Annotated in this window: 30 protein-coding genes and 1 riboswitch; of the genes, 22 read left to right on the top strand and 8 right to left on the bottom strand. The window is 67.3% G+C overall.

The genetic code is table 11. From position 1 onward, the window contains the following. Positions 1-11: 11 nt before the first annotated feature. Together PMI14_RS35060 and PMI14_RS34385 are read left to right on the top strand one after the other, a co-directional pair. Positions 12-830 carry a hypothetical protein gene (locus PMI14_RS35060; protein WP_146187977.1) on the top strand — a complete coding sequence of 273 codons (819 nt, stop codon included), beginning with the start codon at positions 12-14 and terminating at the stop codon, positions 828-830. Next, a complete protein-coding gene (locus PMI14_RS34385) occupies positions 823-1,377 on the top strand; it encodes a PIN domain-containing protein (RefSeq protein WP_081497387.1) in 555 nt (184 codons plus the stop codon). The genes PMI14_RS35060 and PMI14_RS34385 overlap by 8 nt, the downstream gene beginning before the upstream one ends. Before the next feature lie 90 nt (positions 1,378-1,467). On the opposite strand, the gene PMI14_RS35940 is transcribed toward PMI14_RS34385, so the two are convergent. From PMI14_RS35940 to PMI14_RS24310, 3 genes are all read right to left on the bottom strand, one after another. After that, positions 1,468-1,860, bottom strand: coding sequence for a hypothetical protein (locus PMI14_RS35940; protein ID WP_007858333.1), 393 nt, complete (start codon positions 1,858-1,860; stop codon positions 1,468-1,470). A gap of 172 nt (positions 1,861-2,032) precedes the next feature. Beyond that, the gene (locus tag PMI14_RS24315) at positions 2,033-2,815 is read right to left on the bottom strand and encodes an SDR family oxidoreductase (RefSeq protein WP_007858318.1); all 783 of its coding nucleotides are present in this window, start codon (positions 2,813-2,815) and stop codon (positions 2,033-2,035) included. Beyond that, positions 2,812-3,138, bottom strand: a complete 327-nt coding sequence (locus PMI14_RS24310; RefSeq protein ID WP_007858316.1) for a nuclear transport factor 2 family protein — start codon at positions 3,136-3,138, stop codon at positions 2,812-2,814. Before PMI14_RS24310 ends, PMI14_RS24315 begins: the two co-directional genes overlap by 4 nt. Before the next feature lie 102 nt (positions 3,139-3,240). On the opposite strand from PMI14_RS24310, the gene PMI14_RS24305 reads away from it, so the two are divergent. From PMI14_RS24305 to PMI14_RS24295, 4 genes are all read left to right on the top strand, one after another. Continuing rightward, on the top strand, positions 3,241-4,170 hold the full coding sequence (locus PMI14_RS24305) for a LysR family transcriptional regulator (protein WP_007858314.1): 930 nt from the start codon (positions 3,241-3,243) through the stop codon (positions 4,168-4,170). A 201-nt stretch (positions 4,171-4,371) separates the two neighbouring features. Beyond that, a complete protein-coding gene (locus PMI14_RS24300; protein WP_035205508.1) occupies positions 4,372-4,674 on the top strand; it encodes a hypothetical protein in 303 nt (100 codons plus the stop codon). Between the two features lie 254 nt (positions 4,675-4,928). Continuing rightward, on the top strand, positions 4,929-5,072 hold the full coding sequence (locus PMI14_RS35055; protein ID WP_157405907.1) for a hypothetical protein: 144 nt from the start codon (positions 4,929-4,931) through the stop codon (positions 5,070-5,072). 81 nt (positions 5,073-5,153) lie between these two features. After that, a complete protein-coding gene (locus PMI14_RS24295) occupies positions 5,154-5,555 on the top strand; it encodes a hypothetical protein (RefSeq protein WP_146187978.1) in 402 nt (133 codons plus the stop codon). A gap of 71 nt (positions 5,556-5,626) precedes the next feature. Here PMI14_RS24295 and PMI14_RS24290 read toward each other — a convergent pair whose 3' ends face one another. Further along, a complete protein-coding gene (locus PMI14_RS24290; RefSeq protein ID WP_007858300.1) occupies positions 5,627-6,184 on the bottom strand; it encodes a hypothetical protein in 558 nt (185 codons plus the stop codon). Positions 6,185-6,455: 271 nt separating this feature from the next. Continuing rightward, positions 6,456-7,505, bottom strand: coding sequence for a hypothetical protein (locus PMI14_RS24285; RefSeq protein WP_007858285.1), 1,050 nt, complete (start codon positions 7,503-7,505; stop codon positions 6,456-6,458). Between the two features lie 218 nt (positions 7,506-7,723). On the opposite strand from PMI14_RS24285, the gene PMI14_RS24280 reads away from it, so the two are divergent. After that, a complete protein-coding gene (locus tag PMI14_RS24280; protein ID WP_007858284.1) occupies positions 7,724-8,869 on the top strand; it encodes a metallophosphoesterase in 1,146 nt (381 codons plus the stop codon). A 31-nt stretch (positions 8,870-8,900) separates the two neighbouring features. Here PMI14_RS24280 and PMI14_RS24275 read toward each other — a convergent pair whose 3' ends face one another. Beyond that, positions 8,901-9,275, bottom strand: a complete 375-nt coding sequence (locus PMI14_RS24275; protein ID WP_007858283.1) for a YciI family protein — start codon at positions 9,273-9,275, stop codon at positions 8,901-8,903. Between the two features lie 184 nt (positions 9,276-9,459). Then, positions 9,460-9,551, top strand: a riboswitch (TPP riboswitch). An 85-nt stretch (positions 9,552-9,636) separates the two neighbouring features. On the opposite strand from PMI14_RS24275, the gene PMI14_RS24270 reads away from it, so the two are divergent. From PMI14_RS24270 to PMI14_RS24245, 6 genes are read left to right on the top strand one after another with little or no spacing between them, the layout of a single operon-like run. Continuing rightward, positions 9,637-10,722 (top strand): long-chain-fatty-acid--CoA ligase, encoded by a 1,086-nt coding sequence (locus PMI14_RS24270; protein ID WP_007858282.1) that lies wholly within the window; start codon positions 9,637-9,639, stop codon positions 10,720-10,722. Then, positions 10,719-12,191, top strand: coding sequence for an acyl-CoA reductase (locus PMI14_RS24265; protein ID WP_007858281.1), 1,473 nt, complete (start codon positions 10,719-10,721; stop codon positions 12,189-12,191). Before PMI14_RS24270 ends, PMI14_RS24265 begins: the two co-directional genes overlap by 4 nt. A 9-nt stretch (positions 12,192-12,200) precedes the next feature. Further along, the gene (locus tag PMI14_RS24260) at positions 12,201-12,947 is read left to right on the top strand and encodes an ABC transporter ATP-binding protein (protein ID WP_007858280.1); all 747 of its coding nucleotides are present in this window, start codon (positions 12,201-12,203) and stop codon (positions 12,945-12,947) included. Then, the gene (locus PMI14_RS24255; protein ID WP_007858279.1) at positions 12,944-13,711 is read left to right on the top strand and encodes an ABC transporter permease; all 768 of its coding nucleotides are present in this window, start codon (positions 12,944-12,946) and stop codon (positions 13,709-13,711) included. Before PMI14_RS24260 ends, PMI14_RS24255 begins: the two co-directional genes overlap by 4 nt. Positions 13,712-13,737: 26 nt before the next feature. Next, positions 13,738-14,718, top strand: a complete 981-nt coding sequence (locus tag PMI14_RS24250) for an ABC transporter substrate-binding protein (protein WP_108016759.1) — start codon at positions 13,738-13,740, stop codon at positions 14,716-14,718. A 14-nt stretch (positions 14,719-14,732) separates the two neighbouring features. Further along, positions 14,733-15,500: an SDR family oxidoreductase gene (locus tag PMI14_RS24245; RefSeq protein ID WP_007858277.1), complete on the top strand. Its 768-nt coding sequence runs from the start codon at positions 14,733-14,735 to the stop codon at positions 15,498-15,500. Positions 15,501-15,522: 22 nt separating this feature from the next. Here PMI14_RS24245 and PMI14_RS24240 read toward each other — a convergent pair whose 3' ends face one another. Beyond that, positions 15,523-16,521, bottom strand: coding sequence for an NAD(P)H-quinone oxidoreductase (locus PMI14_RS24240; RefSeq protein WP_007858276.1), 999 nt, complete (start codon positions 16,519-16,521; stop codon positions 15,523-15,525). A 106-nt stretch (positions 16,522-16,627) separates the two neighbouring features. Here PMI14_RS24240 and PMI14_RS24235 point away from each other — a divergent pair, with 106 nt between their 5' ends. Further along, positions 16,628-17,503, top strand: coding sequence for a LysR family transcriptional regulator (locus PMI14_RS24235; protein WP_007858275.1), 876 nt, complete (start codon positions 16,628-16,630; stop codon positions 17,501-17,503). A 59-nt stretch (positions 17,504-17,562) separates the two neighbouring features. Here PMI14_RS24235 and PMI14_RS24230 read toward each other — a convergent pair whose 3' ends face one another. After that, on the bottom strand, positions 17,563-18,051 hold the full coding sequence (locus PMI14_RS24230) for a MarR family winged helix-turn-helix transcriptional regulator (RefSeq protein WP_007858274.1): 489 nt from the start codon (positions 18,049-18,051) through the stop codon (positions 17,563-17,565). Positions 18,052-18,209: 158 nt separating this feature from the next. Here PMI14_RS24230 and PMI14_RS24225 point away from each other — a divergent pair, with 158 nt between their 5' ends. The 8 genes from PMI14_RS24225 to PMI14_RS24190 all read left to right on the top strand — a co-directional run bounded on the left by PMI14_RS24225 (position 18,210) and on the right by PMI14_RS24190 (position 25,595). Continuing rightward, the gene (locus PMI14_RS24225) at positions 18,210-19,196 is read left to right on the top strand and encodes a tripartite tricarboxylate transporter substrate binding protein (protein WP_007858273.1); all 987 of its coding nucleotides are present in this window, start codon (positions 18,210-18,212) and stop codon (positions 19,194-19,196) included. A 27-nt stretch (positions 19,197-19,223) separates the two neighbouring features. Further along, positions 19,224-20,246 (top strand): amidohydrolase family protein, encoded by a 1,023-nt coding sequence (locus PMI14_RS24220; RefSeq protein ID WP_007858272.1) that lies wholly within the window; start codon positions 19,224-19,226, stop codon positions 20,244-20,246. Position 20,247: 1 nt separating this feature from the next. After that, positions 20,248-20,607, top strand: coding sequence for a NifU family protein (locus PMI14_RS24215; RefSeq protein ID WP_157405906.1), 360 nt, complete (start codon positions 20,248-20,250; stop codon positions 20,605-20,607). Further along, on the top strand, positions 20,604-21,626 hold the full coding sequence (locus tag PMI14_RS24210) for a fumarylacetoacetate hydrolase family protein (RefSeq protein ID WP_007858269.1): 1,023 nt from the start codon (positions 20,604-20,606) through the stop codon (positions 21,624-21,626). The genes PMI14_RS24215 and PMI14_RS24210 overlap by 4 nt, the downstream gene beginning before the upstream one ends. A 25-nt stretch (positions 21,627-21,651) precedes the next feature. Continuing rightward, on the top strand, positions 21,652-22,113 hold the full coding sequence (locus PMI14_RS24205) for a nuclear transport factor 2 family protein (protein WP_007858267.1): 462 nt from the start codon (positions 21,652-21,654) through the stop codon (positions 22,111-22,113). A gap of 241 nt (positions 22,114-22,354) precedes the next feature. Beyond that, positions 22,355-23,476 carry a porin gene (locus PMI14_RS24200; protein WP_007858266.1) on the top strand — a complete coding sequence of 374 codons (1,122 nt, stop codon included), beginning with the start codon at positions 22,355-22,357 and terminating at the stop codon, positions 23,474-23,476. Between the two features lie 289 nt (positions 23,477-23,765). Then, entirely contained in the window at positions 23,766-24,965 is a 1,200-nt protein-coding gene (locus PMI14_RS24195; protein ID WP_007858265.1) for a tetracycline resistance MFS efflux pump, read from the top strand. 90 nt (positions 24,966-25,055) lie between these two features. Then, the gene (locus PMI14_RS24190) at positions 25,056-25,595 is read left to right on the top strand and encodes a hypothetical protein (RefSeq protein WP_007858264.1); all 540 of its coding nucleotides are present in this window, start codon (positions 25,056-25,058) and stop codon (positions 25,593-25,595) included. Positions 25,596-25,608: the final 13 nt, after the last annotated feature.

Below are 25,608 nucleotides of genomic sequence, written 5' to 3'. Positions count from 1 at the left end.
AGACTTCTGAAATGGCCGAACGCATAACTCTTACCATCATTCCACCGTCTGGTGGCAGGGGGGAACTCACGGTCCAAGATGCCATGCATCAAGTGCTAGATGCGTTCACTCTGATGGCTGGAGGTGGTGAGGTGGTTTGGCGACTGGTCAGCGCCACCACAAACAGCCCGCTTACGATAGTTGCAGAAGCAGATGACTCGCATGCTGCAACTATGCAGTTAAAGGAATTCAGTCATAGCCTCGCCGAACTGCAAGCAGGTAGGTTCCCAGAGGCCTGGAAAAGGCCTGAGCTAACAGAAGCTGCATCTGCATTTCTCCGCCGATCTTCTCTCGGGGTTGCTAGGACAGATTTTCGTATTAAAGATGATGTCTCCATATCGCTGACCAGCGAGGATGCAATACCTTTTTTGGGTATTGCCGAGTCAGCTAGCTTGCTTCTTCGCGACGAAATCATGTTCGGTAGTACCAAGAAACAGCGCGGGTCGATTGAAGGCATGCTTGGAGAGGTGACCACGCATTACGGGAGGCCAGCCATACGAATACGGGAAAGAAAGACTCAGCGAGAATTTATCTGTGTGATAACAGATTCACTTGCTAGGACTTTCGAAACCCATGCCTCCATACAAGACGTCTGGATGAAGCGCAGAGTCACTGTCAAAGGTGATATTTACTATCGGCCATCGGGCGCCATCGCCAGAGTAGAGGCCTCGGATGTTGTGCCGATGAAGGTGGCCAGAAAAGAACTTCCATCTCTCCACGACCCCGAATTTACGGGCGGATTGAGTGCTGCAGAATATCTAGAAAAATTCAGGGCGGGCGAAATTGGCTAAAGTCAAAAAAGTCTATTGGGACTCATGTGTATGGTTGCGCCTGATAAATCAGGAACAGGATCACGAGCTTTGCCAATCCGTGCTGAATGCCGCCATGCGTGGCGAAGTTGTTATTTGGACGTCTAGCCTTACGCTCGCAGAGGTCTACAAATTTAAATGCGATGGCCCCAAGAGCTTGGCAATCGAACATGACCAGCTTTTCGAGGACTACATTGCGAGCGATTTTGTAGTTGAGGTTCAAGTCGATCACGAAATTGCTGTGATGTCGAGAAGACTTTGCAGAAATCATGCGCCTTTGAAAAAACCAAATGACGGAATTCATCTAGCTTCAGCTGTCGCCAACAACATCGATGAATTTCACTCGTTCGATCAAGACGATCTCCTGGTGCTAGCAGGCAATGTCAATCGAGCGGACGGTTCCATCCTGAAGATGTGCAAACCTTATCTTATGCCTGAAACACTGCCTGAACCAGCGGCTCAAGCTGACGAAAGACAGTTGAGCTTCAACGTTTTCAGGGATCAACAAGCGTCTGGACCTGCTTCCTGACGTGACTTTGGCGCCATAGCCTGACGCGCGGCTCACGCTACGATGCAGGTCAGTGCGGCAGCGGCGCCTGCTTGTCCACGATGCGCAGCCTCAAGTCCGGGCCGTACAGGTCCTGCACGACGGTGCATGCCTCCAGCCACGCAGCGCAGCCCCTCCCATGCCGCCGAAGAAGCTGGGGATGGTGCCGGGGCGGACTGGCTTCGTCGGCCTGGTGCCGATGGTGGCGCACTGCTCAACCGTCACGCCTTTGTGCGCCAACATCGCTTCCTCCGCCGCGATTGCGCGCTGGCGCAGATCATCGGGCAGTAGCTCGGCGGGTCCGGCCGCGAATACTTCCACGGGCGTCAGGCGCAGCAGGGCCTGTGCCTGCTCCATCGTGCCGGCCAGCCAGGCGTCCACGTCGCCGGCCTCGATGGAGATCACGCTGCGCTTGTTCTGCTTAGGCGTGCCCAGCTTGGGGTTGGGCTTGTGCATGCGGTTCATGAGTGGATGCGGTCCGCGTTGATGGTCAACATGGTGTAGCCCTCGTGCACGTCGCAGGTTGCGTTGTCTGTCCAGGTGTTCCACAGGCCGGCCAGGCAGGAAAGCCCCAATCAGTCTCGACTGGGGCCGCCGTTCGAAAGACCTACTGGCCGACCAAGTCGATGGTTCTAAACTACACAGTAGGAACCGTCCCGCCATCGATCACATGCTCTGAACCCGCCACTGACGCAGCGCGCGGCGACACCAGGAAGGTGATCAGGTCCGCAACCTCCTGCGGCCTGGCGGGCCGGCCGACGGGGATTCCGCCGAGCCAGTCCATCACCATCTTCTTGCCGCCCTCGTAGTCGGTGCCCGCCTGGGCTGCCATTCGCTCGGCGAACACCACCGAGGCCTCGGTCTCGATCCAGCCTGGCGAGACGCGCAGAACCCGAACCCCCTTGGGCGTGACCTCCTTCGACAAGGATTTGCTGTAGGTCGAAAGCGCCCCCTTGGCCGCAGCGTAGGCGGTGGTCGATTCCGGCAGCGGAAGCACGTGCTGGATCGAGGTCACGTGCAGGATGACGCCTGCGCCCTGTGCGAGCATGGCGGGCAGCAGTGCCCGGTCAAGACGAACCGCAGACATGAGGTTCAGGTTGAGCTCACTGAACCACATTGCGTCATCGAGGGCTGCGAAACCACCCGCTGGCGCGTTGGAGCCGCCGAGGGAATTGATCACGATGTCCACGCCGCCCCAGCGTTCGGTGATTGCGCGCGCAAGCTGTGCCACGCCTTCTGCGGTGGTCAAGTCGGTCTGGACATACGCCACACCCTCCAGCGGCTTGTCAGGCGCAGAGCGCGCAGTGGTCATCACCTGCACACCCGCATCCTGCAGGCTCTGGACGAGGGCCGCGCCCAAACCCTTGGTGCCGCCCGTGACCACGGCACGCTTGCCTTGAAGGTGGAGGTCGAAGCTCATGCCTTGATCTCCAGCGCTGCGATCAGCCCGCGTTCAAGGCGAAAGCGGTAGGACAGGTCGATGGGGCTGCCTGGAAAGTTGCCCGTCACCGTGGCCTTGACGATCTGAAAACCGTCCTCACGCTCCAGCGCGAACGGCACGGTGGTAGCGCTGTATTTGGCAGATGCCTCGGCCATAAATGCCTTGATGGCATCGACGCCGGTGTACGTGTGGCCCTCGTCCTTCATGACGGCTTGCGCAGTGAAGCAGCGCGCCAGGGCCTCGGGGTTGTGTTCGGCCGCAAAGTACGCGGCGATGGGTTCGGGAAGGGTCAAGGCGTTCATGTCGATGGCTCCATGGGGTTGATGAAGACCTGAGGATGCGCGCCGGGGTCCATTTAGGGAATATCCTAGAATTTGAATGGGTTGTGTAGAAAGGAATACATAATGCGCGGGTTCGAATTTGCCGAGCTGAAAGCCTTCGCTGCCGTGGTCGAACGCAAGAGCTTTGCCCGCGCGGCAGAGCATCTGGGCCTGTCGCCGTCTGCGCTCAGCCAGACCATCCGGCAGCTCGAAGCCCGGATTGGCACGCGCCTTCTCAATCGCACCACACGCAGCGTTGCGCCGTCGGCCAGTGGCGAGCAGCTCTATGGGCGCATCGCCCCGCTGTTTCGTGAGATGGCCGCTGCAGTGGCCGAAGCCAGTGAAGCCGCAGGGCAGACCACGGGCACGCTGCGCATCAACACGCTGGGGATCGCCGCCAGAACCATCATTGCGCCCAGGCTGTCACGCTTTCACCAGGCGTATCCTGACGTGGTGCTCGACATCGTGGTCGACGACGCGTTGGCCGACATCGTTGTGGGCCGCTTCGACGCGGGCATCCGCGTGGGTGGGCGGGTTGAGAAGGACATGATTGCCGTGCGCCTCACACCCGACCTGGACATGGTGGCCGTGGCGTCCCCCGGCTACCTTGCGGCCCGGGGCACACCCAGGACACCCGCCGATTTGCACCGCCACGCCTGCATCAACTGGCGGCTGCAGATGGACGGCAGGCACTATCACTGGGAGTTCGAGAAAAAAGGGCAACGGCTCGATGTAGCCGTGGACGGCCCCGTCGTCACCAACCACGCCGACATTGGCGTTGCTGCTGCGCTCAATGGCCTCGGCATTGCCTACCACTTTGAGCGAGACGGCGTGGGTGAGCTCCTGGCGCAGGGCCGCCTGGTGCAGGTCCTGGCGGACTGGTCGATCTCGCGCCCGGGGCTGTTCCTGTATTACCCGAACAGGCAACATCGACCCGCCCTTCTCAGTGCTTTCATCGACTGCCTGCTGGACAAGGACCTGGAAGCGGCCCCCCGCAAGCCGCAGATCGCTTGATGGCGCTGTTGACCCTTGCAAAAGCATCCGTCACCGCGCCGAGATGATCATGCGGTGCGGCGGGTGGGTCAGCGAAAATTGGTTTGGCGACACCTCAAGACCATTGCACGCACAGGCCCCAGGAGTGGCCATCGGCCCCGGCGCATCGCCACCATGCCAGGGGTGCAGCAAGCAGCCAGAATTATTTCAGAGAGAACCACTATGACGAGCCCAGATATGCCAAAGGACGGAGATTTCGCCTCTTACCTTGAGGGAAAAATGAGCCGTTCGGCCGAGGTACCCGACGCTGCAATGAGCGTTGATGTGAATGCGAGCGCGAGCGCGCCAGCAGCTGCGCCCCGCCAGACCATCGAACAGATTCTTGTCGAAGGCCAGGAACCGACTGAGGAGTTTCTTGAAGAGTGGATCGCCGGACAGGATGAGCCAGAACTTTCGGACGAGGAACTCGAGCGGCAGGCGCTAGAGGCGCCAGGCGAGGATGGCGATCCGAGCACCCCGGAGTGAGCGGAGTGGCGCAACGGAGACCCAATTGCAGCATTCTGGATGCAATTGCATCCTGCCAGGGTGCTGATCCACGTCTTCCGCATGCGCTCAAACGGCCACCGCCTCCCGCGCTCGAATGACCCGGATGCATTGGCCGCCTGACCGAATGGTTTTCCCAGACCAAGCCCGCCCAGCTCGGACTTTTTCACGCCCACCTCCTACGCCCCGTGCGCTCCCCAGGCCGCCCAATGGTCCCTTTGCCCAAGGAGCGCACCATGGCCACAGACCCCAAAGACCACCCTCTGCACCAGGTGCCGGAGAACCTGCCCCGGCCGCCGGGCGACCTGCCACCCAGCACCGAGCAGCCCACCCGCCCCAACGAGCCGTTGGACCCGAGTGCGCCAGACACTGCGCCCTGAGTCGGAAGCTGGCGCTGTCGGCACCCTTTCGCTTCGGCCCGCTGAGTGCGGGCTGTTTCTTCGCTCCGGCACAATTGCGCCATGCTGTCATCCCTGCGCAATGCCAAGCCGAGCCCAGCCACTCGCGTTGTGCTCGTGCTCATCAATCTTTTAGGCCTCAGCCTGTGCGCAGGGGTTGTCGCACTGCTACGAAGCCCTTGGCATAGCCCAGCCATGCTGGTGAACCAGCTGGCTGCGGTGGCTTTTGTGCTGGCACTGTGCGCTGCGGCGCTTGGCGGCGTTCCGGGTCGGCTACACGCTCTGGCCGGCGCGGCCAACGCACTCGCGCTGGTCGGTGTGGTGGGCTTGGCAGCGTGGGAGTTGGCGAAGGCTGCGCCGTGGCAATCGGCAGCAGGATTTGCCGCCATGGCGGGGGCCATCCCGGCTATCAATACCGCTTGGTGGCTTCTGCAAACGCGCATCCATAGCGACAGGGCTGGATGATCAGGCTGGTTGCGGCCTGAGGGCCTTTTCAATACATCCTGCAAAGCGCCCTGGACCGTGCGGTATGGGCATCACACCGGCAAGGTGTTGAGGAGGGACCGGTTGATCCGCAGGTGCTCCTCGATCTGGGTGATTCGGGCGTCGATGGCTGCCGTGGCTTCGCGGCCGTTGTCCATGGGCAGCCGGGCTCTTTTGTAGACCCAGATCGGAGCAGCAATCAAGGCCGCCAGCCAGGCATATGCAAGTACGGTCCCCATGACTCCATCGATGTCAGGGATGGTGAGCAGACCGAGAAGGAAAGTCACGCCAAAGGTGATCTGCGCGTACTTGCGGCGGGCCCGCTTGGCGCTTTCCAGCTTCGCCTTGGCAGCCAGGAGGATGCCGGCCCTGGCCAGCTCTGCCTCGGTGAGTTCTTTGGTCAGGCGCGGTATGGCCAGTTCTGCTGCGGTACGGGCCGTTGCGCGCTGCACGGCCTTCAGGTCGGTCTCGGCTTTTGGTGCCGGGATGGCGACGCCAGAGCGCTCGATGATCTGCGCGGTCCCGCAGTAGTCGCACGAAAAGTACCCGAGATCCTCCCCGACCTCCAGGGGGGCGGTACAGCTTGCGCAGGACAGTTTCAGCAAACGCACGCAGGTCTCCTGTTCATTCAATCAGCCAATGACATGGCGGTGACTGAATGTAATCGGATTGGGTGATTTCTGCGGGCCGGTCGGGTCACCCAAACCGGTGATCCAAGGCCTCGACGGGGCCTTCACGCCGTATGAGCACGCGGCGCTGCTGTGCGCCGATGCCTCAGCCTCTCAGGCTCCACCCGTGCGGGACGGGCGCAGATTTCCGGCGCGCAGGGCGCACTGCTCGCGCTGCCCGGCACGATCTCCGTGGGAGATCGTAAATGGGCCCTCACAGCCGCGTGTAGCAGCCCTTGCCTGTGATCGAGAGGTCGGCCGTGCGCTCGACGGTGGCTGCGTCCGGCAGTACCGATGGCGTGCTGTCGGCCAGGATGCACAGCGATGCCCCCTTGCGCGCCCAGACCGCGGGCGTGACCACGGGGACTGCGGCGGGGACCGTCCAGGTACCCCAGAAGGCGGTGGCCGTGGCCGTGCTGCCGGTGCGCGCCAGCACGAAGCTGCCGCCGCCGCCGGCTGGGCCGGGTGCCGGGGTGCCCGTGCCCGAGCAACTGGCGTCGCTGTACATCACCAGGCCGAGTGTCACGTTCACGCGGGTCTCGCTCTCGCGCGTGATGCGCCAGAGACCGCGGCCCCACTGGTTCGGCCGCACTTGGCTGCACAGGTCCTGCTGCCAGTCGCCGTCGGGCAGCGCCACGCTCGTGGCGCAGGCCACTTCCACCGCGCCGACATTCGTGCTGCCCACCGTGCCGCTGCCGTTGCGCACCGTGCAGCCCTGGCCGGTGGGCTGGGTGCGGATGGTGACGGAATAGGCAGCGCCGCCGGCCAGCGCCGTTGAAAAGGTGAACCCCCCGTTGCTGCCCACGGCCAGGTCGTCGCCGCCGTTGTTCTGCAGCGTGAGGCTGGTGCCCGCGGCCAAGCCGCTCACGTTGCCGCCCACGGTGTAGCGCGCGGGCGGCAGGTTGCCGCATTGCACCGCGACGTTGTTCACGTTGCCGTTGGCCGTGCCGCTGCCCTGGGCCACGGTGCAGGTCTGCCCGGCCGGCTGGCTGCTCACCGTCACCGCATAGGCGCTGCCCGCGGCGATGCGGCTGCCAAAGGTGAAACCGCCATTGGCGCTGACGGCGAGGTCGGCGCCGCCGTTGTTCTGCAGGACCAGGCGGCCGTTCGCGGCCAGCCCGCTGACGCTGCCGCCGAGCGTGTAGCCGTCACCGACGGGGGGTGTGCCGCCGCTGTTGTCGTCGTCCCCGCCGCCGCAGCCCGCCAGGGCGAGTGTCATCGCCGTGGCGGCGAACAGGGCAATACGCTGTGTGCTGGTGCGCATGGTCATTCCTTTGCTGGTTGAAGATGAACAACCGGCAATTGGACTGGCTCACGGCCCGCCTGTGTTTGTCAGTTCTGACAGTAGACGGGCACACCTTGGTGCAGCCCTGGTCACCCGAAATCGAATCAGGAGCCCATCCATGGCGCGAGGGCTGGATATTCAGCGAGGTGGCCGCATCTGCGGATGTCTGCGGCCCTGCCGCGCCACCCTTGCCCGCCATGCCGCTGCGCCCGCTGACCATTCTGACAACCCTTTTGCACCTGTACATCGGCCTGCGCCTGGTGGGGGCACTGTCTGCATGGCCGGGTGCCGGGCCTGCGCTCGCGGTCGCTCTGCTGGTCTCGGCCATCGCCTTGCCGATGCCCTTCCAGCACCGCTCCGGCCGCCGTGGCGCCGCGCACCCCGCATGGACCTGGCTCGGCCTGCTGGCCATGGGCTGGTTCTCGTCGCTCTTTTTGCTGACGCTGTTGCGGGACCTGGTGCTGGCCGGGGCGTGGGCCGGTGGCTGGCTGCCGGAGGGCGGTTCGGCACGGGCCGACAGTGCGGCAGCGGTGGTGGTCCTGGCCACGCTGGCATCCCTGCTGGGTTTCTGGAACGCGCGCCGCACTGCTGGCGTGCGGCGCGTGGATGTGGCGTTGGCCGGGCTGCCTGCGGCGCTGCATGGCTTCACCATCGTGCAGCTCAGCGACCTGCATGTGGGGCCCACCATCCGGCGCGGCTACATCGCGCGCATCGTCAGCCGCGTGAATGAACTCAAGGCCGATGCCATCGCCATCACGGGTGACCTGGTGGACGGCAGCGTGGCGGAGCTGCGCGAGCACATTGCGCCGCTGGCCGACCTGCAGGCGCGCCACGGCAGCTTTGTGGTGACGGGCAACCACGAGTACTACGCCGGCGCGCTTCCGTGGATTGCCGAGCTGCGCCGGCTGGGCCTGCGCGTGCTGCTCAACGAGCATGCGGTGCTGCGGCCGGCGGCGGGGCAGGGCGATGGCGATGCGCTGGTACTGGGCGGTGTGACCGATTTCACAGCTGGGCATTTCGATGCCAGCCACGCCAGCGATCCGCAGCGCGCACTGCTGGGGGCGCCGCCCGAGGCCCTGACCCGCGTGCTGCTGGCGCACCAGCCGCGCAGCGCGCCGGCCGCGGCGCAAGCGGGTTTCCTGCTGCAGCTGTCGGGCCACACGCACGGCGGGCAGTTCTGGCCTTGGAACCTGTTCGTGCCGTTGCAGAACCCCTTCGTGGCCGGGCTGCACCGGTTGCAGACGATGTGGGTCTATGTGAGCCGCGGCACCGGCTACTGGGGGCCGCCGATGCGGCTGGGGGCGCCATCGGAGATCACGCTGATCAGGCTGGTGGCGGCCTGAAGGCAAGTGCCCGGGGGCACAGTGGGCAGGGTCAGGCCCTGGCCTGAAAGAAATCCATGGGAATCAGCTCCACGCCCCAACCGCCCGCCTCGCCCAGCGTGGCCGCCGGGTGCATGGAGGCCAGGCGCACGGCCTCCTCGCGGCTGTCCGCCTCGATGATGAACAGGCCGCCCACCATCTCCTTGGACTCGGTGTATGGCCCGTCGCTGATCTGCGCATTGCCGCCACGCGGGCGCAGGGAGACCCAGTTCTCTGCGTCGCCCAGCGAGGCGGACACCAGCACCTTGCCGGTGGCGCGCATTTTCTCGTCGAGGGCAGGGCACTGGTTCACCAGGGCCTGCACGTCGGCAGGCGCCATGGCGGCGAATTTTTCAGGGGCGAAGTAGGCAAGGCCGAGGTATTTCATGGCGCAGTCCTTTGGGAGGTTGGTGGGTCTATGCCTCCACGACGAAGCAGGCGACCGCGAATCGACAGAATTTCTGGAAGAAATCTTCTGGCTTTGAAGAATACGCCCGCGCCGGGATGCGCGGGGTGCCCGCTTGCCTGCCCGGCCCGGGCGACCCGATTTCCGCCAGCAGGTTAAAATCCGCCCCAACGCTCCGGGGTGCACGCAAGTGCTGAGATCCACACCCGAGAACTTGAACCGGGTAATTCCGGCGGAAGAAGAGCTGTCACCCCCCGGCATGGGAGCGCTTGGCTGCGCTGCCCGGCGCCATGGAGCGGGTGGCCTCGGAGCATCCTGTCAAAGCTAGACCCAAAGGATGCCCATGGACAAGGCCACACCGCTGGTGGCGGACCTCCTCGATTTCATTGCGATGGATGGCTGCACGGACGCGCAGTTCGACCAGATGGCACTGCGCCTGTTTGCGCACCAGCTCGCGGCCAATGAACCGTTCCAGCGCTTTTGCAGGCTGCGGGGCGTCAACGCCCGCAGCGTGAAGACGTGGAGCGACATCCCCGCCGTGCCCATCGATGCCTTCAAGGCCCTGCCGCTGCGCTGCGCGCCGCCGGCCGCTACCGACCGCATCTTCATGACCAGCGGCACCACGCGCGGCGGCAACACGCGCGGGCAGCACTTCCACCCGCTGCTCGATGTGTACGACCTGTCGATGGCGCGCAATTTTGCGCAGCGCTTCATGCAGGGCACCGAGCGCCTGCCCATGGGCATTCTGTTCCCCGACGAGGTGGCCATGCCCAATTCCTCGCTGGCGCACTACCTGGACCTGGCCAAGTCGGCTTTCGGCACAGGCGCCAGCCAGACCTTCGTCACACCGCAGGGCATGGACCTCGACGGGCTCTGGGCCGCCCTGGAGGCGGCCGAGCGCAGCGGCGAGCCCTATGCACTGCTGGGCGCGAGCTTCAGCTTCGTGCACGTGATCGACGCCTTGCGCGAGCAGGGCCGTAGCTTCCGCCTGCCGCCGGGCAGCCGTATCCTGGACACCGGCGGCTACAAGGGCCAGTCGCGCGAGCTGCCGCTCGACGCCTTCTACACCGAGCTGTCGCAGGCGCTGGGCGTGCCGCGCACGCACTGCACCAACATGTATGGCATGACAGAGCTGAGCACGCAGTTCTACGACGATGGCAATGCATCGGTGCCCTCGGTCAAGTCGGGGCCGCACTGGATCCGCTCGCGCCTGGTCGACCCGGTCACTGGGCGCACGGTGCCTGCCGGCGAGCGCGGCATCCTGGTGCACTGCGACCTGGCCAACTTCAATTCGGTCACCACCATCCTCACGGAAGACGTCGGCCTGGACGCCGAGGGCGGTTTCCTGCTGCTGGGCCGCGCCGAAGGCGTGGAGGCCAAGGGCTGCTCGCTCGCGGTCGAGGAGTTCGTGCGGGCCACTGCGGCATGAGCATCCCGCGCATCCAGGCAGGCTACCTGCCGGGGCTTGCTGCCGCCGAGGTCGACTGGCAGGTGCTGCGCTTTGCGCAGGGCGGCCAGGCGCTCGATGTCGAAGTGCCGGTCTTGTCCGCCGCGCAGATGGATGCGCTGGCCGCGCGCGTGCGCCAGGCCAGCGCCCGGCACCTCAAGACCATGGCGGTGTCACAGATCATTGCCGTCATCGACCAGGCCATCGCCCGCCTGCTGGACCGCAGCGACCCCTACCGCCAGCAGGCCGAGGCCTACCTGCCCCTGGTCAGCGGCTATGACAGCGACATGGTGCGGCTGGGGCTCACGGGCTTCTTCAAGACCTTTCGCGCGGCGCAGCTGCACCGCTTTGTGGCCGAGGATTTTGCCAACCCCCAGCTGCTCGACGGCTTTCAGCCCACGCCCAAGGGCGGCGCGGTGCGCGCCTTCGGCCCCGACCTGCTGGTGCACAACTGGGCCGGCAACGTGCCCGCGCTGGCGCTGTGGAGCCTGGTCTGCGGCCTCTTGGTCAAGGCCGGCAACATCGGCAAGCTGCCCAGTGCCGAGCCCCTGTTCGCGGGCTGGTTCGCGCGCCTGCTGGCCGAGGTGCACCCGCCGATTGCCGACTGCCTGGCCGTGGTCTGGTGGCGCGGCGCGGGGGAGGAGGGGGCCTCGGCGCTCTATGCCCAGGCCGACACGGTGCTGGCCTATGGCGGCAACGAGGCGCTGGACGCCATCCGCCAGCGCCTGCCGGTGACCACGCGCTTTTTGCCCCACGGGCACAAGCTGGGTTTTGGCGTGGTCAGCGCCACCGCGCTCGATACGCACAAGGCCCCCGCCCTGGCGCGGCTGGCCGCGTGGGACGTGATGCGCTACGACCAGCAGGGCTGCTATTCGCCGCATGTGTTCTATGTGCAGCGGGGCGGTGCGGTGTCGCCGCGCGCCTTTGCAGACTACCTGGCGGGCGAGCTGGCCAACCTGCAGCGGCGTTTTCCGCGCCGGCCGCTTTCTGTGGAGGACTCCGCCGCCGTGGCCAAGTGGCAGCAGGGCGTGGAGTGGACGGCGCTGTCTGCCTCGGCGACGGAATCCACCGATCAACTGATCGGCTCGCCCGCCGCTGCCTGGAGCGTGGCCTGCAGCGATACGCCCCAGCCCCTGGCGCCCACCGCCACGCAGCGCACCATCCAGGTGGTGGGCGTGGATGCGCTCGATGAGGTGGTGCCCCTGGTTGCGCCGCACAGCCGCTTTCTGCAGACTGCCGGGGTGGCGGCTGCGCCGGCAGAACTGTTCCGCCTGGCCGGGCTGCTGGGTGCCGCGGGCGTCACGCGCATCAGCGCCATTGGCGCCATGAGCGCGCCCGAGGCCGGCTGGCACCACGATGGCCGCTTCAACCTGCTCGACCTGGTGCGCATGACCGAGATCGAGCAGTCCGCCGAGCTGGCGGCCGAGCCGTTTGCCCCTTATGCAGACTGAAGGCCGGCCATGAGTTTTCTTGCGATGGACCAGCTGGTCTTCACCTACCCCGGCCGGCCGCCGGTGGTGGATGGCATCGACTGGCACATGCAGGCCGGCGAAATCCACTGCCTGGTGGGCCGCAGCGGCTGCGGCAAGACCACGCTGCTGCAACTGGCCGCGGGCCTGCTGCGGCCGCAGTCGGGCCGCGTGCTGTTGCAGGGGCAGGAACTGCTGTCGCCCGGGCCGCAGCTGGGCTTCATGTTCCAGGCTCCGACGCTGCTCGACTGGCAGCGTGCCATCGACAACGTGCTGCTGCCCGTGTCCCTGCAGCGCCGCCCCGGTGCGGCCGATGTGGCGCGGGCGCGGGCGCTGCTCGACCAGTTGGGCCTGGCCACGCATGCGCAGCATTACCCGCGGCAGCTGTCTGGCGGGCAGCAAAGCCGCGTGGCGCTGGCGCGCGCGCTGGTGCTGGAGCCCGCGCTGCTGCTGCTCGACGAGCCCTTTGCCGCGCTCGATGCCATCACCCGCGCCGAGCTGCAGGACGACCTGCTGCGCACCTGCCGCCAGCACGGCACCACGGTGCTGTTCGTCACGCATGACATCCGCGAGGCGGTGTACCTGGGCGACCGCATCGCCGTGATGCATGCCGGCCGCATCGTGGACGACATCCGCGTCGACCTGTCGGGCCCGCGCCAGCAGGCCATGCGCGACGAGGTGCCGTTCAACCGCTTGTGCGGCTGGGTGCGAAGAAGCATGGATGGGGTCGCCGCATGAAGCTGACGACCTTGCAAACCCGGCTCCTCTCCGCTGCGCTGATGCTCATCCTGCTGGCGGCGTGGGAGTTCACCGTGCGCCGCTCCGGGCTGTCGGCGCTGGTGCTGCCCGCGCCATCGTCGGTGGCCGCCGCGCTGTGGAACGGCGTGGCCACCGGCTACTTCTGGCCCCATGTGCGGGCCACCCTGTCTGCGCTGCTGCTGGGGCTGGCAGGCGGTGGCGTGGCCGGCCTGCTGATGGGCATGGCCCTGGCCGAATCGGCCCTGCTGGAGCGCGTGTTCCGGCCCTATGTGGTGGTCAGCCAGGTAGTGCCCAAGCTGGCGCTGGCACCGCTGTTCGTGCTGTGGTTCGGCTTTGGCATCGCGCCCACGGCGCTGATCACGGGGCTGATCTGCTTTTTTCCGCTGATGGAGAACACGCTGACGGGCCTCAAGCATGTGGACCCGCAGCGCCTGCAACTGTTTCGCATGCTGGGCGCCACGCGCTGGCAGACGCTGCTGCGGCTCAAGCTACCCATGGGGCTGCCCTCCATCCTCGCCGGCCTGCGCATGGCCGTGGTGCTGGCGCTGGTCGGCGCCGTCGTCGGCGAATTCATCGGCGCCAGCCAGGGCCTGGGCGCCGTGGTCATCGCCTCGCAGGGAATGATGGACACAGCCCTGATGTTCGCCGCACTCTTTCTCATCGCCCTGATCGGGCTCGTGCTCTACCAGGCCACGCTGCTGCTGGAGCGCCGGCTTCTGACCCCTTACCTCGACAACCCTTGATTGCCATGAACCGCTTCACCCACCCCATGCCCCTCTCCCGCCGCACCGTGCTCGGCGCCGCCGCAGGCCTCGCCGCCTTGCCCTTCGCCGGCCTGGCCACTGCGCAGTCCAAGGGCAAGATCACCGTCGGCGGCTGGAGCAAGCCCATCAGCGAAATCACCAACCTGCTGGCCGAGTCCGACAAGGGCTTCTTCAAGGCCCAGGGCGTCGAGCTGGGCTACGCACCCGGCGCGGGCGGCGGCGATGCCATCCGCAACATGCTCAGCGGCCAGGCCGATGTGGCCTTCACGGACCCCGGCTCCTTCTTCACGGCGCTGGACAAGGGCGAAAAGCTCACCGCCATCTACGACATCTACCCGCAGAACGTGTTCAACGTGGTCTCGCTCAAGTCCGCCAACATCCACAAGCCTGCGGACCTGAAGGGCAAGAAGATCGGCGTGTACAGCCTGGCCAGCGGCACGCGCCAGAACCTCTTGGTGATGCTGCACCAGGCGGGGCTCAAGGAGTCGGACGTGACCATCGTCGTCACCGGCCTGCTCAACTTCGCGCCCCTGCTGCAGGGCCAGGTCGACGCCACGGCCGCGACCGATACCGGCCTGGTGGTGGGGCAGCGCAAGGGCCTGGGCGAGGTCAACGTGATGCAGGTGCGCGACTACCTGAACGTATCGAGCGACCTGTTCGTGGTGCGCCAGGAGGGCTACCAGGAGAAGAAGGAACTGCTCCGGGCCTTCCTCAAGGGCTACCGCGACAGCGCGGCCTGGATGATCGCCAACCCCGAAGAGGCCGCGACCCTGGCCGTCAAGCACGCCATCGACGGCACGCAGCGCGACATCAACCTGGAGGTGATCCGCCTGCGCAATGCCTCGTCGACCCCGTCCGCGTCCGGCAAGCTGGGCGCCTTCAACCTCGACTCGCTGCAGAAGGCAGCCGACGCCTACCGCGCGCTGGGCCTGGTGCAGCGCCAGATCAAGGTGGCCGACGTGGTGGACACCAGCTTGTTGCCATAAGAGGAGAGCAAGCCATGAAGTTCCAGGGCAAGGTGGTGCTGGTCACCGGCGCCAGCCGCGGCATCGGTGCCGCCATTGCAACCGCGTTCGCGCGCGAGGGGGCGACGGTCGCCATCAACCACCTGAGCAATGACGCGGCAGCCGCCGACACCGTGGCGGCCTGCCAGGCCGCCGGCGGCGATGCCTGGGCCGCCAAGGCCGACGTAGGGTCGGCGCCAGCGGTGCAGGCCATGGTCGACGCGGTGGTGCGCGAGCTTGGGCCCATCGACATCGTGGTGAACAACGCCTTTCGGCCCTATGCCTTCGACCCCCAGCGCCGCACGCTGTTCGACGACCTGCACTGGAGCGACTACCAGGCGCAGTTCGACGGCGCGGTGGGCGGCGCCTTCAACGTGTGCCGCGCGGTGCTGCCGCAGATGCGCCAGCGGGCGCAGGGTGCCATCGTCAACATCGCCAGCAACCTGGTCGAACACCCGGTCGTGGCCTACCACGACTACACCACGGCCAAGGCCTCGTTGGTGGCCTTCAGCCGCAACCTGGCCACCGAGCCCGGGCCTTTGGGCATCCGCGTGAACTGCGTGGCGCCCGGCCTCGTCTACCCCACGCAGGCCAGCGAATCCACGAAGGAGTCGTTCCGCGAATCGCTGATGGCCGCCACGCCGCTGCGGCGCATCGCCCGGCCCGAAGACATCGCCGGGCCCGTGCTGTTCCTGGCATCGGACTGGAGCGGGTTCATGACCGGGCAGGTGCTGTTCGTCGATGGTGGGCTGGTGATGCGCTAAGCGCTTGCGGTGGGAGGGGCGGTTAGGGGCGGTGTGAATCGGGCAGGAGCAGAATCTTCCCCACACTCACCCCCGTCTCCATGCGCCGGTGCGCTGCCGCCGCATCGGCCAGCGGGTAGCTGCTGTCGATCACCGGGCGCAGCGTGCCGTCGGCCAGCGCGCCCATCCAGCGCTGGGCAAAGCGCTGCGTCATGGCCTGCTTGACCTCGGGCGGGCGCGATTTCATCACTGTGCCGTAGATCTGCAGGTGGCGGTACAGCAGCACGTCGATGGGCAGTTGTGCGCCCTCGGTGGCGCCGCCCAGCAGGCCCACCACCGTCATGCGCCCGCCCACGGCGAGCGAGCGCACGTTGCGTTCCAGGTAGGGGCCGCCGATGAAGTCGATCACCACGTCCACGCCCTTGCCGCCGGTCTGCTCGGCCACCACGGCCTGGAAGTCCTCGCTGCGGTAGTCGATGAACACGTCGGCGCCGAAGCCCCGCACGGCATCGCGCTTGTCGGCGCTGGCGGTGGCGAACACGCGCGCCCCTGCGGCATGGGCCAGTTGCACGGCGGCCGAGCCCACGCCGCCCGCGGCCGCGTGGATGAGCACGGATTCGCCGGCCTGCAGCCGCGCCAGGTGGAACATGGCCTCGTGCGCGGTGACGAAGACCTCGGCCACGGCACCGGCCTGCTGCAGCGACAGGTTGCGCGGCACGTGCATGGCCATGCGGTGGTCGATGCGTGAATACTCCGCATACGCGCCGCCGCCCACGATGCCCATGACCCGGTCGCCCACGGCAAAGCCCTGCACCTCGGGCCCGACCTCGGCCACGGTGCCGGCGACCTCCAGGCCCATCAGGTCCGAGTCGCCGAAGTAGGCGCGGCCATAGGCGCCCTTGCGGTGCGAGAGGTCGGCGCGGTTCACGCCGATGGCGGCGTTGTGCACCAGCAGGTCGTGCGGGCGCACTTCGGGGCGGGCGATCTCGCGCGCCACGAGCACTTCGGGGCCGCCGAATTCATCGAAAACAATGGCTTGCATGCTGGGGGTCCTTTTTCTTTGATCCAGTGATGACCCAGAGCTTAGGGCGGATATGCGCCTGTGAAATGCAGCGTTTTTGCTTTGTAGTGATGCAAAATTGCATCGCATGAACTGGGACGACACACGCATCTTTCTGGCCCTGACCCGTGCACCCTCACTGCGTGCCGCCGCCCGCAGCCTGGGCGTGGACCAGGCCACCGTGGGCCGGCGCCTGCAGGCGCTGGAGGCCGAGCTGGGCGCCACGCTGTTCCTGCGTGCCAAGGGCGGCTACCTGCTCACCGCCGCGGGCGAGGCGGCCCTGGGCGCCGCGCGGCGCATGGAGGCTGCGGCAACCGACCTGCGCACCCGCATCGAGGGGCAGGACGAGGGCCATGCAGGGCTGGTGCGGGTCACGAGTTCGGATTCGATCGCCATCGATTTCCTGCTGCCCGCCATCGAACGCCTGCAGCAGCGCTGGCCCGGCATCCGCGTGGACCTGGAGGTGTCTTCCCAGGTGCTCAGCCTCAGCCGCAGGCAGGCGGACATCGCCTTTCGCAACGTGCGGCCCGAGTCGCCCGACCTGGTGGTGCGCCGCGTGGCTTCTTGGCCCGTGGGGCTGTTCGCCAGCGCGGCGTATCTGGAGCGCTTTGGCACGCCCGTGCCCGATGGCGAACTGCGTGGCCACCACCTGGTGGCCTATGGCCCCTACCTGGAGCAGCGGCCTTACCCTACGGCGGCCGAGGTCCCGGCGCGCCAGGCGCGCATCGCCATGGCGGTCAACTCCGGCCTGCTGGTGCGCAAGGCGGTAGCGGCCGGCATCGGCCTGGGCGAGATGCCGGTGCACCTGGGTGAGCGCGAAGGCCTGGTGCGCATCTGGCCCGAGCGGCGGCGCGCCAGCGACCACGAGGTCTGGCTGGTGATGCACCCCGACCTGCAGCGCACGGCGCGGGTGCGGGCGACGGCGGAGTTCTTGTCACAGGCGCTGGGGGCCGGTGCTGGCTGATGTGGCCAACGAATACGCTCCATGCGCCGCGAGGACGGCGGTGAGCGGCGACCGGACTTCTACCCGTTGATCCCCGCCATGCGGGTCAGCAGCCGGTTGAGCGTGTCGACCTCGGCACGGGTCATGCCGGCGGTGATCTCCGTCTCGCGCTGCACCACGTAGCTGCGCAGCTGGGCCAGCACGCGCTCGCCCTTGGGGGTGATGCGCAGCTCGTTGGAGCGCTTGTCCGTGGCGGACTGCTTGCGCTTGACCAGGGCCATCTCCTCCAGCCGCACGATGGCGGGCACCAGGCTGGACTTTTCCAAACCGATGGCGCTGGCCAGGCGCGAGTGGCTCAGGCCCGGGTTGCAGCTGAGCAGCTCCAGGATCTCGAAGCTGCCCGGGCTGAGGCTGGTGCCCTCCACCTCCATCGAAAAGTCCTTGAAGGTCCGCAGGTAGGCGATGCGCAGCTGCCTGCCCACCAGGGTGGGCAGGACGCCCATGCGCATCGCGCCCTTGCCATCGCTATCGAGGGCGTCTGCATCGTGGGGGGCTTGGCTGGCACTCATCGGTTGCGGGGTCTCCTGGGGGTATGCAGAACCTGCCACGGGTAAACCCCAGGGCAAATTGGTTTGACGTCGAACCATATCACACCTAAACTAGTTTTACATCGAACCAATTTGCATGGTCCGGGAACAGGGGCAGCAAGCCCTCAAGGAGACAAGCGATGAAATGGATGATCCACGTGGCCGCCCTGGCCATCGGCCTGTCGGCCTTGCCGGGCAGCTGGGCGCAGGCCCCGGATGCCAAGGCCTACCCCACCAAACCCATTCGGCTGGTGGTGCCCTATGCCGCAGGGGGTGGCGGGGACGCGGTGTTCCGCCTGGTCACCGAGCCGCTGGCCGCGCGGCTGGGCCAGCCGCTGTACTTCGACTACCGCGCCGGGGCCGGTGGCACCATCGGCCTGAACCTGCTGAGCAAGGCCGAGGCGGATGGCTACTCGCTCGGCGTGGGCAGCAGCGATGCCGTGGCGCTGGCGCCCAACTACCACGCCCGGCTGGGCTACGACCCGCAGAAGGACCTGCTGCCCATCGCCATCGTGGCCGAGATGCCGCTGGTGCTGCTGGTCAAGGCCGACTCCCCCATCAAGGGCTACAAGGACCTGGTGAAGATGGCGGCCGACAAGCCCGGCTCGGTGACCTATGGCACGCCCGGCTCGGGCTCGGCATCGCACATCATGGGCGCGCTGCTGGCCAGCGGCTCGGGCGTGGAGTTCACGCACATCCCCTACAAGGGCACGGCCCCGGCGATCCAGGACCTGCTGGGCGGCCAGGTCACCACCATCATCACCTCGGGCTTCGACGCCGTGCCGCTGGACAAGGCGGGCCGCGTGCGTGCGCTGGCGGTGTCGGGCACCCAGCGCTACGCGCTGCTGCCCAAGACACCCACGGCCAGGGAGCAAGGCGTGGACCTGGTTGATGAGCTCAAGGTCTGGTTCGGCGTGTTCGCGCCGGCCGGCGTGAGCAAGGCCATCGTCGCCCGCCTGGCGCGCGAGATCGACCAGATCATCTCCACCGAGCAGTTCAGGACGCGCTCGGCCGAGCTGGGCTTCGTGCCCATCCACACCACGCCCGAGCAGTTCCAGCTGCGCGTGCAGGAGGACACCACGCGCCTGGCGGCGCTGGTGCGCCGCACCGGCGTCAAGCCCGACTGATCCCCGCGCCACCACGAGAACCGACCCATGATTGAAGACTGCTTCATTTTCGACAACGTCATCCACCTTTACGACCTGTCCAACGGCAACGTGCGCCAGGACGTGGCCGACGCGCAGGAGGCGCGCGACCACACCCTGGAAGAGGTCGCCCGGCTGCGCTGGACGGGCTACCTCCTGCACGAGGACAAGGCCTTCGACTGGGGCCGGCGCTGGGGCGTGGACGACATGTACGACCTGGTGTTCAGGAAGGCCCCCACCGACATGGCCATGGCCCAGGTGGTGCCCATGTTCGACTGGTTCAAGGACTGGTATGCGCCGGTGAAGTCGCAGCACGCGATGGCACAGGTCCACCCCGGGCGCGTGCTGCTGTGCGGCGGCGTGGACCCGGCCTACCAGGGCCTGTCGGCCGCGCTGGAGCAGATGGAGTACCAGGTCAAGGAACTGGGCGCGCGCTCGCTCAAGTTCTACAACGGCCATGTCAATACGCGCCAGTGCTGGCGCTGCGACGACGAGAAGATTGCCTACCCGCTGTACGAGCGTGCGCGCGAGCTGGGCATCAAGGTGATCCAGTTCCACAAGGGCAACCCGCACGGCCTGCAGAACATGGAGTACCTGAGCCCCATCGACCTGCAGGCCCCGATGCGCGACTTTGCGGACATGGATTTCATCGTGCACCACTTCGCGCTGCCGTACTTCGACGAGATGGTGTCCATCACCGCGCGCTTTCCCAACGTCTACCTGTCGCTGGCCGGCTACATGGCGATGTACCGCATCGCGCCGCGGCGCGTGCAGCACCACATCGGGCGGCTGCTGCAGGTGGGCGGTGCGGGCAAGCTGCTGTGGGGCTCCGAGGCGGCGCTGGCCGGCGGCCCCAAGCCCTACCTGGACGCCTTCATGGGCATGCAGATCCCCGACGACCTGCGCGACGGCTACGGCTACCCAGAGATCACGCACGAGGACAAGCGCGCCATCCTGGGCGAGAACTTCGCGCGGCTGATGGGCGTGGACATCGCTGCCAAGCGGATCGAGCTCGATGCCCTGGGGCGCTGACATGGCCACCGCTGCCATCGACACCCAGGCCCTCGCCACGCGCATCGCATCGGTCAACGTGCTGGTGCGCTCCCATGCGGGCGAGATCGAGCTCGTCGGCGTGGCCGGCGATGGCCGGGTCACCGTGCGCTACACCGGCATGTGCGCGGGCTGCGACTACCGCCCCGTTACCACCGCCGGCACCGTGGAGCCCGCGCTGCTGGACGTGGCGGGCGTCACCTCCGTGGCGGTGGCCGGGCCCCGCATCTCGGAAGCCGCCAGCGCGCGCATTGGCGCCACCCTGGACCAGACCGCGGCGCGCGAGCGCGCCGTGCAGATCGTGCGGCAGATCGAACACGACAAAAGGACCTCCATCCCATGAAACTGGCCACCTACCTTCCCGCCGGCCGGCGCGAGCCGCGCATCGGCATCTACCTGGAGCATGCCGGTGGCGCCTACCTGGTCGATGCCGTGCGCGCCTATACCCAGGTGCTCTCGCAGGTCGACCGCGAGCCCGGCGCGGCCGCCACGGCCACCGCGCTCATCACGCACGACATGAAGACCCTGCTTGCCGGCGGTGCCACGGCCATGGCTGCATGCCAGCGCTCGTTCGACCAGGTCCGGCACTGGCTGGGCAGGGGCGCCGGCGGCGTGCAGCAGCTGCTGGAGTGCGGCGTGCTGCATGGGCGTGGCAGCGTGACCCTGCTGGCGCCCATCCCGCGGCCGGGCAAGGTGGTGGCCATCGGGGCCAACTACCGTGCGCACATCGAGGAGGGGCGCGACACCGGCGCCATCACCGAGCTGCCTAGCTACCCGCCGGCCTTCCTCAAGATGTCGACCGCGGTGGTGGGCTCGGACCAACCCATCGTCTACCCCGGCTTCGGCCACGAACTCGACTACGAGGTCGAGCTGTCGATGGTGGTGGGCCGCAACTGCCGCGACGTGGCCGCCGAGGACTGGCTCGACTGCGTGGCCGGCTTCACCATCGTCAACGACCTGAGCATGCGCGACGTGATCCTTGCGGAGAAGGCCTCGGGCATCGTGTTTGCCGGCAAGAACTTCGAGTCGGCCTGCCCGATGGGGCCATTTTTGGTCACGCGCGACGAGATAGCCGACCCCGGCAACCTGCGCATCGGCCTGCGCGTCAACGGCCAGGTGCGGCAAAGCGATTCCACCCGCAGCATGCTGTTCAGCTGCGGCCAGATCTTTGCCTACTGGTCCCGGCTGGGGCTGGAGTGCGGGGACGTGATCACCACCGGCACGCCGGGCGGCGGCGCCGGCTTTCACCGCAGGTTCCCCGAGCGCCTGCTGCAGGTGGGCGATGTGGTGGAAGCCGAGATCGAGGGCCTGGGCACGCTGCGCAACCAGGTCGTGAAAGCCGATGCGCACCCCCGTTTTTGATGCCATGCAGAAAAGGAAACCGACCATGAAAAAACTGTTTGCGTGGTGGGCTGCGGCCCTGTTGGTGGTGGGCTGCTCGTCGCCGGGGCCCGGCGCGCCGGCCCCATCGGTGGAGCAGGCCAACACCCGGCTGGTGCTGGAGTTCTACGAGGTGGTGCTCAACGGCAAGAATGCCGATGCCGCGGCCCGCTATGTGGCCGGGGACTACATCCAGCACAACCCGCGCGTGCCCACGGGCCTGGCCCCGCTGCAGGGCTTTGTGCGCGAGCTGCAGCGCAGCGCGCCGCAGGCACGCTCCACCGTCAAGCGCGTGGTCGCCCAGGGCGACCTGGTGGTGCTGCACTCCCATGCGCAGCGTGGCGGGCCCGACGACCGGGGCATGGCCCTGGTGGACATCTTCCGCGTGCACCAGGGAAAGATCGTCGAGCACTGGGACGTGATGCAGCCCGTGCCCGAGACCGCCGCCAACCAGAACGGCATGTTCTGAGCCCGCCGCGGCCAAACACCGGCTGAACACCGGCCGCGCCCTGGCCACCACAGCCCCGTGACCGCCGGCCGTCCGCCGGCGGCGGGAGCGTGCGCCCACGCCGCCCATGAATCAGGGGCGGGGCCCAGCAGTTCCTGCATGCGTTTCCTGGTGCCCGGCTTGCCCGGTGCCTGGCCGCCGCATGCCTGAAGCAAGCAACCAAGCAACCAAGCAAACCAACTGGATGGATGGAGACAATCCCATGAAGAAGACAGCAACCCTGTTGGCCGTATGGGCCGTGGCTGGCACGGCAGCGGCGCAATCGTCCGTGACCCTGTTCGGCGTGGTCGACGCCACGCTGCAGCACATCTCGAACACGGGTGGCGCCAGCGTCAGCCGGCTGACCAATTCGGGCTTCAGCAACTCGCGCCTGGGCTTTCGCGGCGTGGAGGACCTGGGCGGCGGCCTGTCCGCATCGTTCTGGCTCGAGGCGGGCCTGAACAACGACGATGGCACCGGGCTGGCCACCAACAGCAACAACCAGGCCTCGGGCGCGGCCCCGGCGGCTGCAGGCGGGCAGGGGCTGACCTTCAACCGCCGCTCCACCGTGAGCCTGGCGGGCCCCTGGGGCGAGGTGCGCCTGGGGCGCGACTACACGCCGCAGTTCTGGAACCTGACCATCTTCGACCCGTATGGCAATGTGGGCGTGGGCGCCACGCTGACCTTCGGCAGCATCGTCACGGGCGCGCCCTTCACCGCGGCGCGGGCCTCCAACAGCATCGGCTACCTGCTGCCGGGCAACCTGGGTGGCTTCTATGGCCAGGTGATGCACTACCGCGGCGAGAACGCCAGCAATGCCGCGGGCGGCACCGCCAGCGACGGCACGGGCATCGGGGCGCGCTTTGGGTACGCCAGCGGGCCTGTGAACGTGGCGCTGGCCCTGGGCCGCACCCAGCGCGCCGGGGCGCTGGGCGATATACGGCAGGCCAACATCGGCGCGCAGTGGGACCTGGGCGTGGCGCGGCTCATGGGCCAGGTCAGCAGCGACAAGGGCTCAGCCAGCGCCGTGGCGGGCGGCCCGGCCCTGGCCGCCGACGGGCATGGCTGGCTCCTGGGTGCGCTGGTGCCCGTGGGCGTGGGCGTGGGCGAGGTGCGGGTGTCGTACTCGCAGTACCGGCAGGAGTTTGCCGCGTCCGACAACCGCGCGCGCAAGCTGGCACTGGGCTATGTGCACAACCTGTCCAAACGCACGGCGCTGTACACCGCCTATGCACGCTTGAACAACCGTGGCGGTGCGTTCGCCACGGTCACCCAGGGCGCGGGCAGCCCGGCGGCCAACGGCAGCTCCAGCGGCTTCGACGTGGGCTTGCGCCACAGCTTCTGAGCACGGCCCGCGGGCTTTCCGATCTCCGAGGGGTTGGGGCTGCCGGCCATGCAGGGCTGGCAGCCCGCTTTTTTTCGCGCGGGTGCGCGCCGTGCCATACTGTGGCCCACAACAACCGCGAAAAACGGCCGCTGGCCTTCGCCAGGTGGGCACACCACCTGCAGCCAGCAGCCGCGCACACGCCATCGGCCCCCACAGGGGTGATCCGGCCAGCGTTTCCCCCGACATCCGTCGGACCTTGTTGCGAGCACCTTGAACCGTGCCCGCACAGACTGGAACGCCTGCCGCCATGCACCACCGTACCCCCTCCCTCTTCGCCATCTACCTGTGCGTTGCGCTCGATGCCATGGGCATCGGCCTCGTGTTTCCCATCCTGCCCGCGCTGGTGCAGGACGTCACCCAGGCTGCCCAGGTGGCGCCGGTCATCGGTGTGATGGCGGCGCTCTACGCCGCCATGCAGTTGGTGTGCGCGCCGGTGCTCGGTGCGCTCAGCGACCGGCTCGGGCGCCGGCCCGTGCTGCTGCTGTCGCTGGCCGGGGCCTGTGCCAGCTACCTGCTGCTGGCCTGTGCGGGCAGCCTGCCGCTGCTGCTGCTGGGCCGCGCTGTCGCGGGGCTCACCGGTGCCAGCATGTCGGTGGCCACGGCTTACCTCACGGATGTGACGCCCGAGGACCAGCGCGCGCGGCGCTTTGGCCTGTTCAACGCCATGTTCGGTGCGGGCTTCATCGCCGGGCCGGTGCTGGGTGGCCTGCTGGGCGACCACGGGGTGCGCCTGCCCTTCATCGCGGCGGCGGTGCTCAACGGCACCAACTTCGTGCTGGCATGGGTGTCGCTGCCCGAGTCGCGCCAGGGCCGCGGGGGGCACATCGACCTGGCCGCGTTGAACCCGCTGCGGCCGCTGGCGTGGGTGCTCTCGCAACGGCAGCTGGTGCCCCTGGTGTTCACCTTTTTCATGCTCGCCGCGACCGGGGAGGCCTACGCGGTCTGCTGGGCCCTGTGGGGCGGCGACGCCTTCCACTGGAACGGCACCTGGATCGGGCTGTCGCTGGGTGCGTTCGGCCTGTGCCAGATGCTCGTGCAGGCCTTCGCTCCCGGGCCGGCCAGCCGCTGGCTGGGCGAGCGCGGCGCGGTGCTTGCGGGTGTCGCCTGCGCCTGCCTGGCCCTGGTGGCCATGGCCTTCATGCGCCAGGGCTGGATGGTGTTCGTGGCCATGCCGGTGTTTGCGCTGGGCAGCATCGGCACGCCGGCGCTGCAGGCGCTGGCCAGCCGCCAGGTAGGTGCCGACCTGCAGGGGCAGTTCCAGGGCGTGCTGGCTTCGGCCATCAGCCTGGCGTCCATCATCGCGCCGCTGGGCTTCTCGGCGTTCTACCACGCCGTGCGGTCGGACTGGCCCGGCGCCATTTGGCTGCTGGTGGTGGCGGTGTACGCGGTGGCCGTGCCGCTGGTGGTGCTGGGGACGCGGCGCCCCCGCATACCGGGCAGGGTGTAGCAGATTTGCCATGGTTTTCGAGTATCGGGATTCCGACAAGCCAAACTTTTATCTTGGCGCCTGGGCCGTGCCTGCGGGCAGAATGGGGTGATGACACGCACCCCGGACATCGCCCTTACCGATCAGGAACAAGCATGGCTGGGCCAGATCGACTTCAGCCGCCGGCACGACGATGCCACCGTGCGCTCGCTGGAGCCCATGGCGCGGCTGTTCGAATCGCTGCAGGGGCGGGGCGCCATCCCTGTGGAGCGCATTCGCTACTACACCGTGCCCGACCGCTATCCCGCAGGGCGCGGGCGCTCGCGCGAGGACTGGTTCGAGGCCAACGGCAGCCCCGCCGGCGGGGCGCACCTCGCCGCCAGCTTTCTGCCCCGGCTCGAGTACTACCTGTATGGGCCGAACCTTCCGGCCGACATCCTGGCGGCGTTCCGGCAGGCCGCGCTGTCCGATGGCCGGCTTTCCAGTTGGGAGATCGAGCGGCTCAAGCCCAGCGCCATGCAGGTGGTCAAGGCACTGCCGCAGGAAATCTCGCTTTCGGCGGAGGAATTCCTGAAGCTGGCCTTCGAGTGCGGTGCACAGCCGAGCGCGGCGACCTCGCTGTGGGAATCGCTGTGCAAGGCGCGGCGTTAGCTTGGGTCACACA

This window comes from Acidovorax sp. CF316, assembly GCF_000276605.1.
Lineage (GTDB): Bacteria > Pseudomonadota > Gammaproteobacteria > Burkholderiales > Burkholderiaceae_C > Acidovorax.
This window is presented reverse-complemented; position numbering and strand designations above follow the sequence as displayed.

Coding starts and splice junctions, on each gene's coding strand:
- PMI14_RS35060 (WP_146187977.1), top strand. CDS start 12: ATGGCCGAACGCATAACTCTTACCATCATTCCACCGTCTGGTGGCAGG.
- PMI14_RS35940 (WP_007858333.1), bottom strand. CDS start 1,860: ATGAACCGCATGCACAAGCCCAACCCCAAGCTGGGCACGCCTAAGCAG.
- PMI14_RS24315 (WP_007858318.1), bottom strand. CDS start 2,815: ATGAGCTTCGACCTCCACCTTCAAGGCAAGCGTGCCGTGGTCACGGGC.
- PMI14_RS24310 (WP_007858316.1), bottom strand. CDS start 3,138: ATGAACGCCTTGACCCTTCCCGAACCCATCGCCGCGTACTTTGCGGCC.
- PMI14_RS24305 (WP_007858314.1), top strand. CDS start 3,241: ATGCGCGGGTTCGAATTTGCCGAGCTGAAAGCCTTCGCTGCCGTGGTC.
- PMI14_RS24300 (WP_035205508.1), top strand. CDS start 4,372: ATGACGAGCCCAGATATGCCAAAGGACGGAGATTTCGCCTCTTACCTT.
- PMI14_RS35055 (WP_157405907.1), top strand. CDS start 4,929: ATGGCCACAGACCCCAAAGACCACCCTCTGCACCAGGTGCCGGAGAAC.
- PMI14_RS24295 (WP_146187978.1), top strand. CDS start 5,154: ATGCTGTCATCCCTGCGCAATGCCAAGCCGAGCCCAGCCACTCGCGTT.
- PMI14_RS24285 (WP_007858285.1), bottom strand. CDS start 7,505: ATGCGCACCAGCACACAGCGTATTGCCCTGTTCGCCGCCACGGCGATG.
- PMI14_RS24280 (WP_007858284.1), top strand. CDS start 7,724: ATGCCGCTGCGCCCGCTGACCATTCTGACAACCCTTTTGCACCTGTAC.
- PMI14_RS24275 (WP_007858283.1), bottom strand. CDS start 9,275: ATGAAATACCTCGGCCTTGCCTACTTCGCCCCTGAAAAATTCGCCGCC.
- PMI14_RS24270 (WP_007858282.1), top strand. CDS start 9,637: ATGGACAAGGCCACACCGCTGGTGGCGGACCTCCTCGATTTCATTGCG.
- PMI14_RS24265 (WP_007858281.1), top strand. CDS start 10,719: ATGAGCATCCCGCGCATCCAGGCAGGCTACCTGCCGGGGCTTGCTGCC.
- PMI14_RS24260 (WP_007858280.1), top strand. CDS start 12,201: ATGAGTTTTCTTGCGATGGACCAGCTGGTCTTCACCTACCCCGGCCGG.
- PMI14_RS24255 (WP_007858279.1), top strand. CDS start 12,944: ATGAAGCTGACGACCTTGCAAACCCGGCTCCTCTCCGCTGCGCTGATG.
- PMI14_RS24250 (WP_108016759.1), top strand. CDS start 13,738: ATGCCCCTCTCCCGCCGCACCGTGCTCGGCGCCGCCGCAGGCCTCGCC.
- PMI14_RS24245 (WP_007858277.1), top strand. CDS start 14,733: ATGAAGTTCCAGGGCAAGGTGGTGCTGGTCACCGGCGCCAGCCGCGGC.
- PMI14_RS24240 (WP_007858276.1), bottom strand. CDS start 16,521: ATGCAAGCCATTGTTTTCGATGAATTCGGCGGCCCCGAAGTGCTCGTG.
- PMI14_RS24235 (WP_007858275.1), top strand. CDS start 16,628: ATGAACTGGGACGACACACGCATCTTTCTGGCCCTGACCCGTGCACCC.
- PMI14_RS24230 (WP_007858274.1), bottom strand. CDS start 18,051: ATGAGTGCCAGCCAAGCCCCCCACGATGCAGACGCCCTCGATAGCGAT.
- PMI14_RS24225 (WP_007858273.1), top strand. CDS start 18,210: ATGAAATGGATGATCCACGTGGCCGCCCTGGCCATCGGCCTGTCGGCC.
- PMI14_RS24220 (WP_007858272.1), top strand. CDS start 19,224: ATGATTGAAGACTGCTTCATTTTCGACAACGTCATCCACCTTTACGAC.
- PMI14_RS24215 (WP_157405906.1), top strand. CDS start 20,248: ATGGCCACCGCTGCCATCGACACCCAGGCCCTCGCCACGCGCATCGCA.
- PMI14_RS24210 (WP_007858269.1), top strand. CDS start 20,604: ATGAAACTGGCCACCTACCTTCCCGCCGGCCGGCGCGAGCCGCGCATC.
- PMI14_RS24205 (WP_007858267.1), top strand. CDS start 21,652: ATGAAAAAACTGTTTGCGTGGTGGGCTGCGGCCCTGTTGGTGGTGGGC.
- PMI14_RS24200 (WP_007858266.1), top strand. CDS start 22,355: ATGAAGAAGACAGCAACCCTGTTGGCCGTATGGGCCGTGGCTGGCACG.
- PMI14_RS24195 (WP_007858265.1), top strand. CDS start 23,766: ATGCACCACCGTACCCCCTCCCTCTTCGCCATCTACCTGTGCGTTGCG.
- PMI14_RS24190 (WP_007858264.1), top strand. CDS start 25,056: ATGACACGCACCCCGGACATCGCCCTTACCGATCAGGAACAAGCATGG.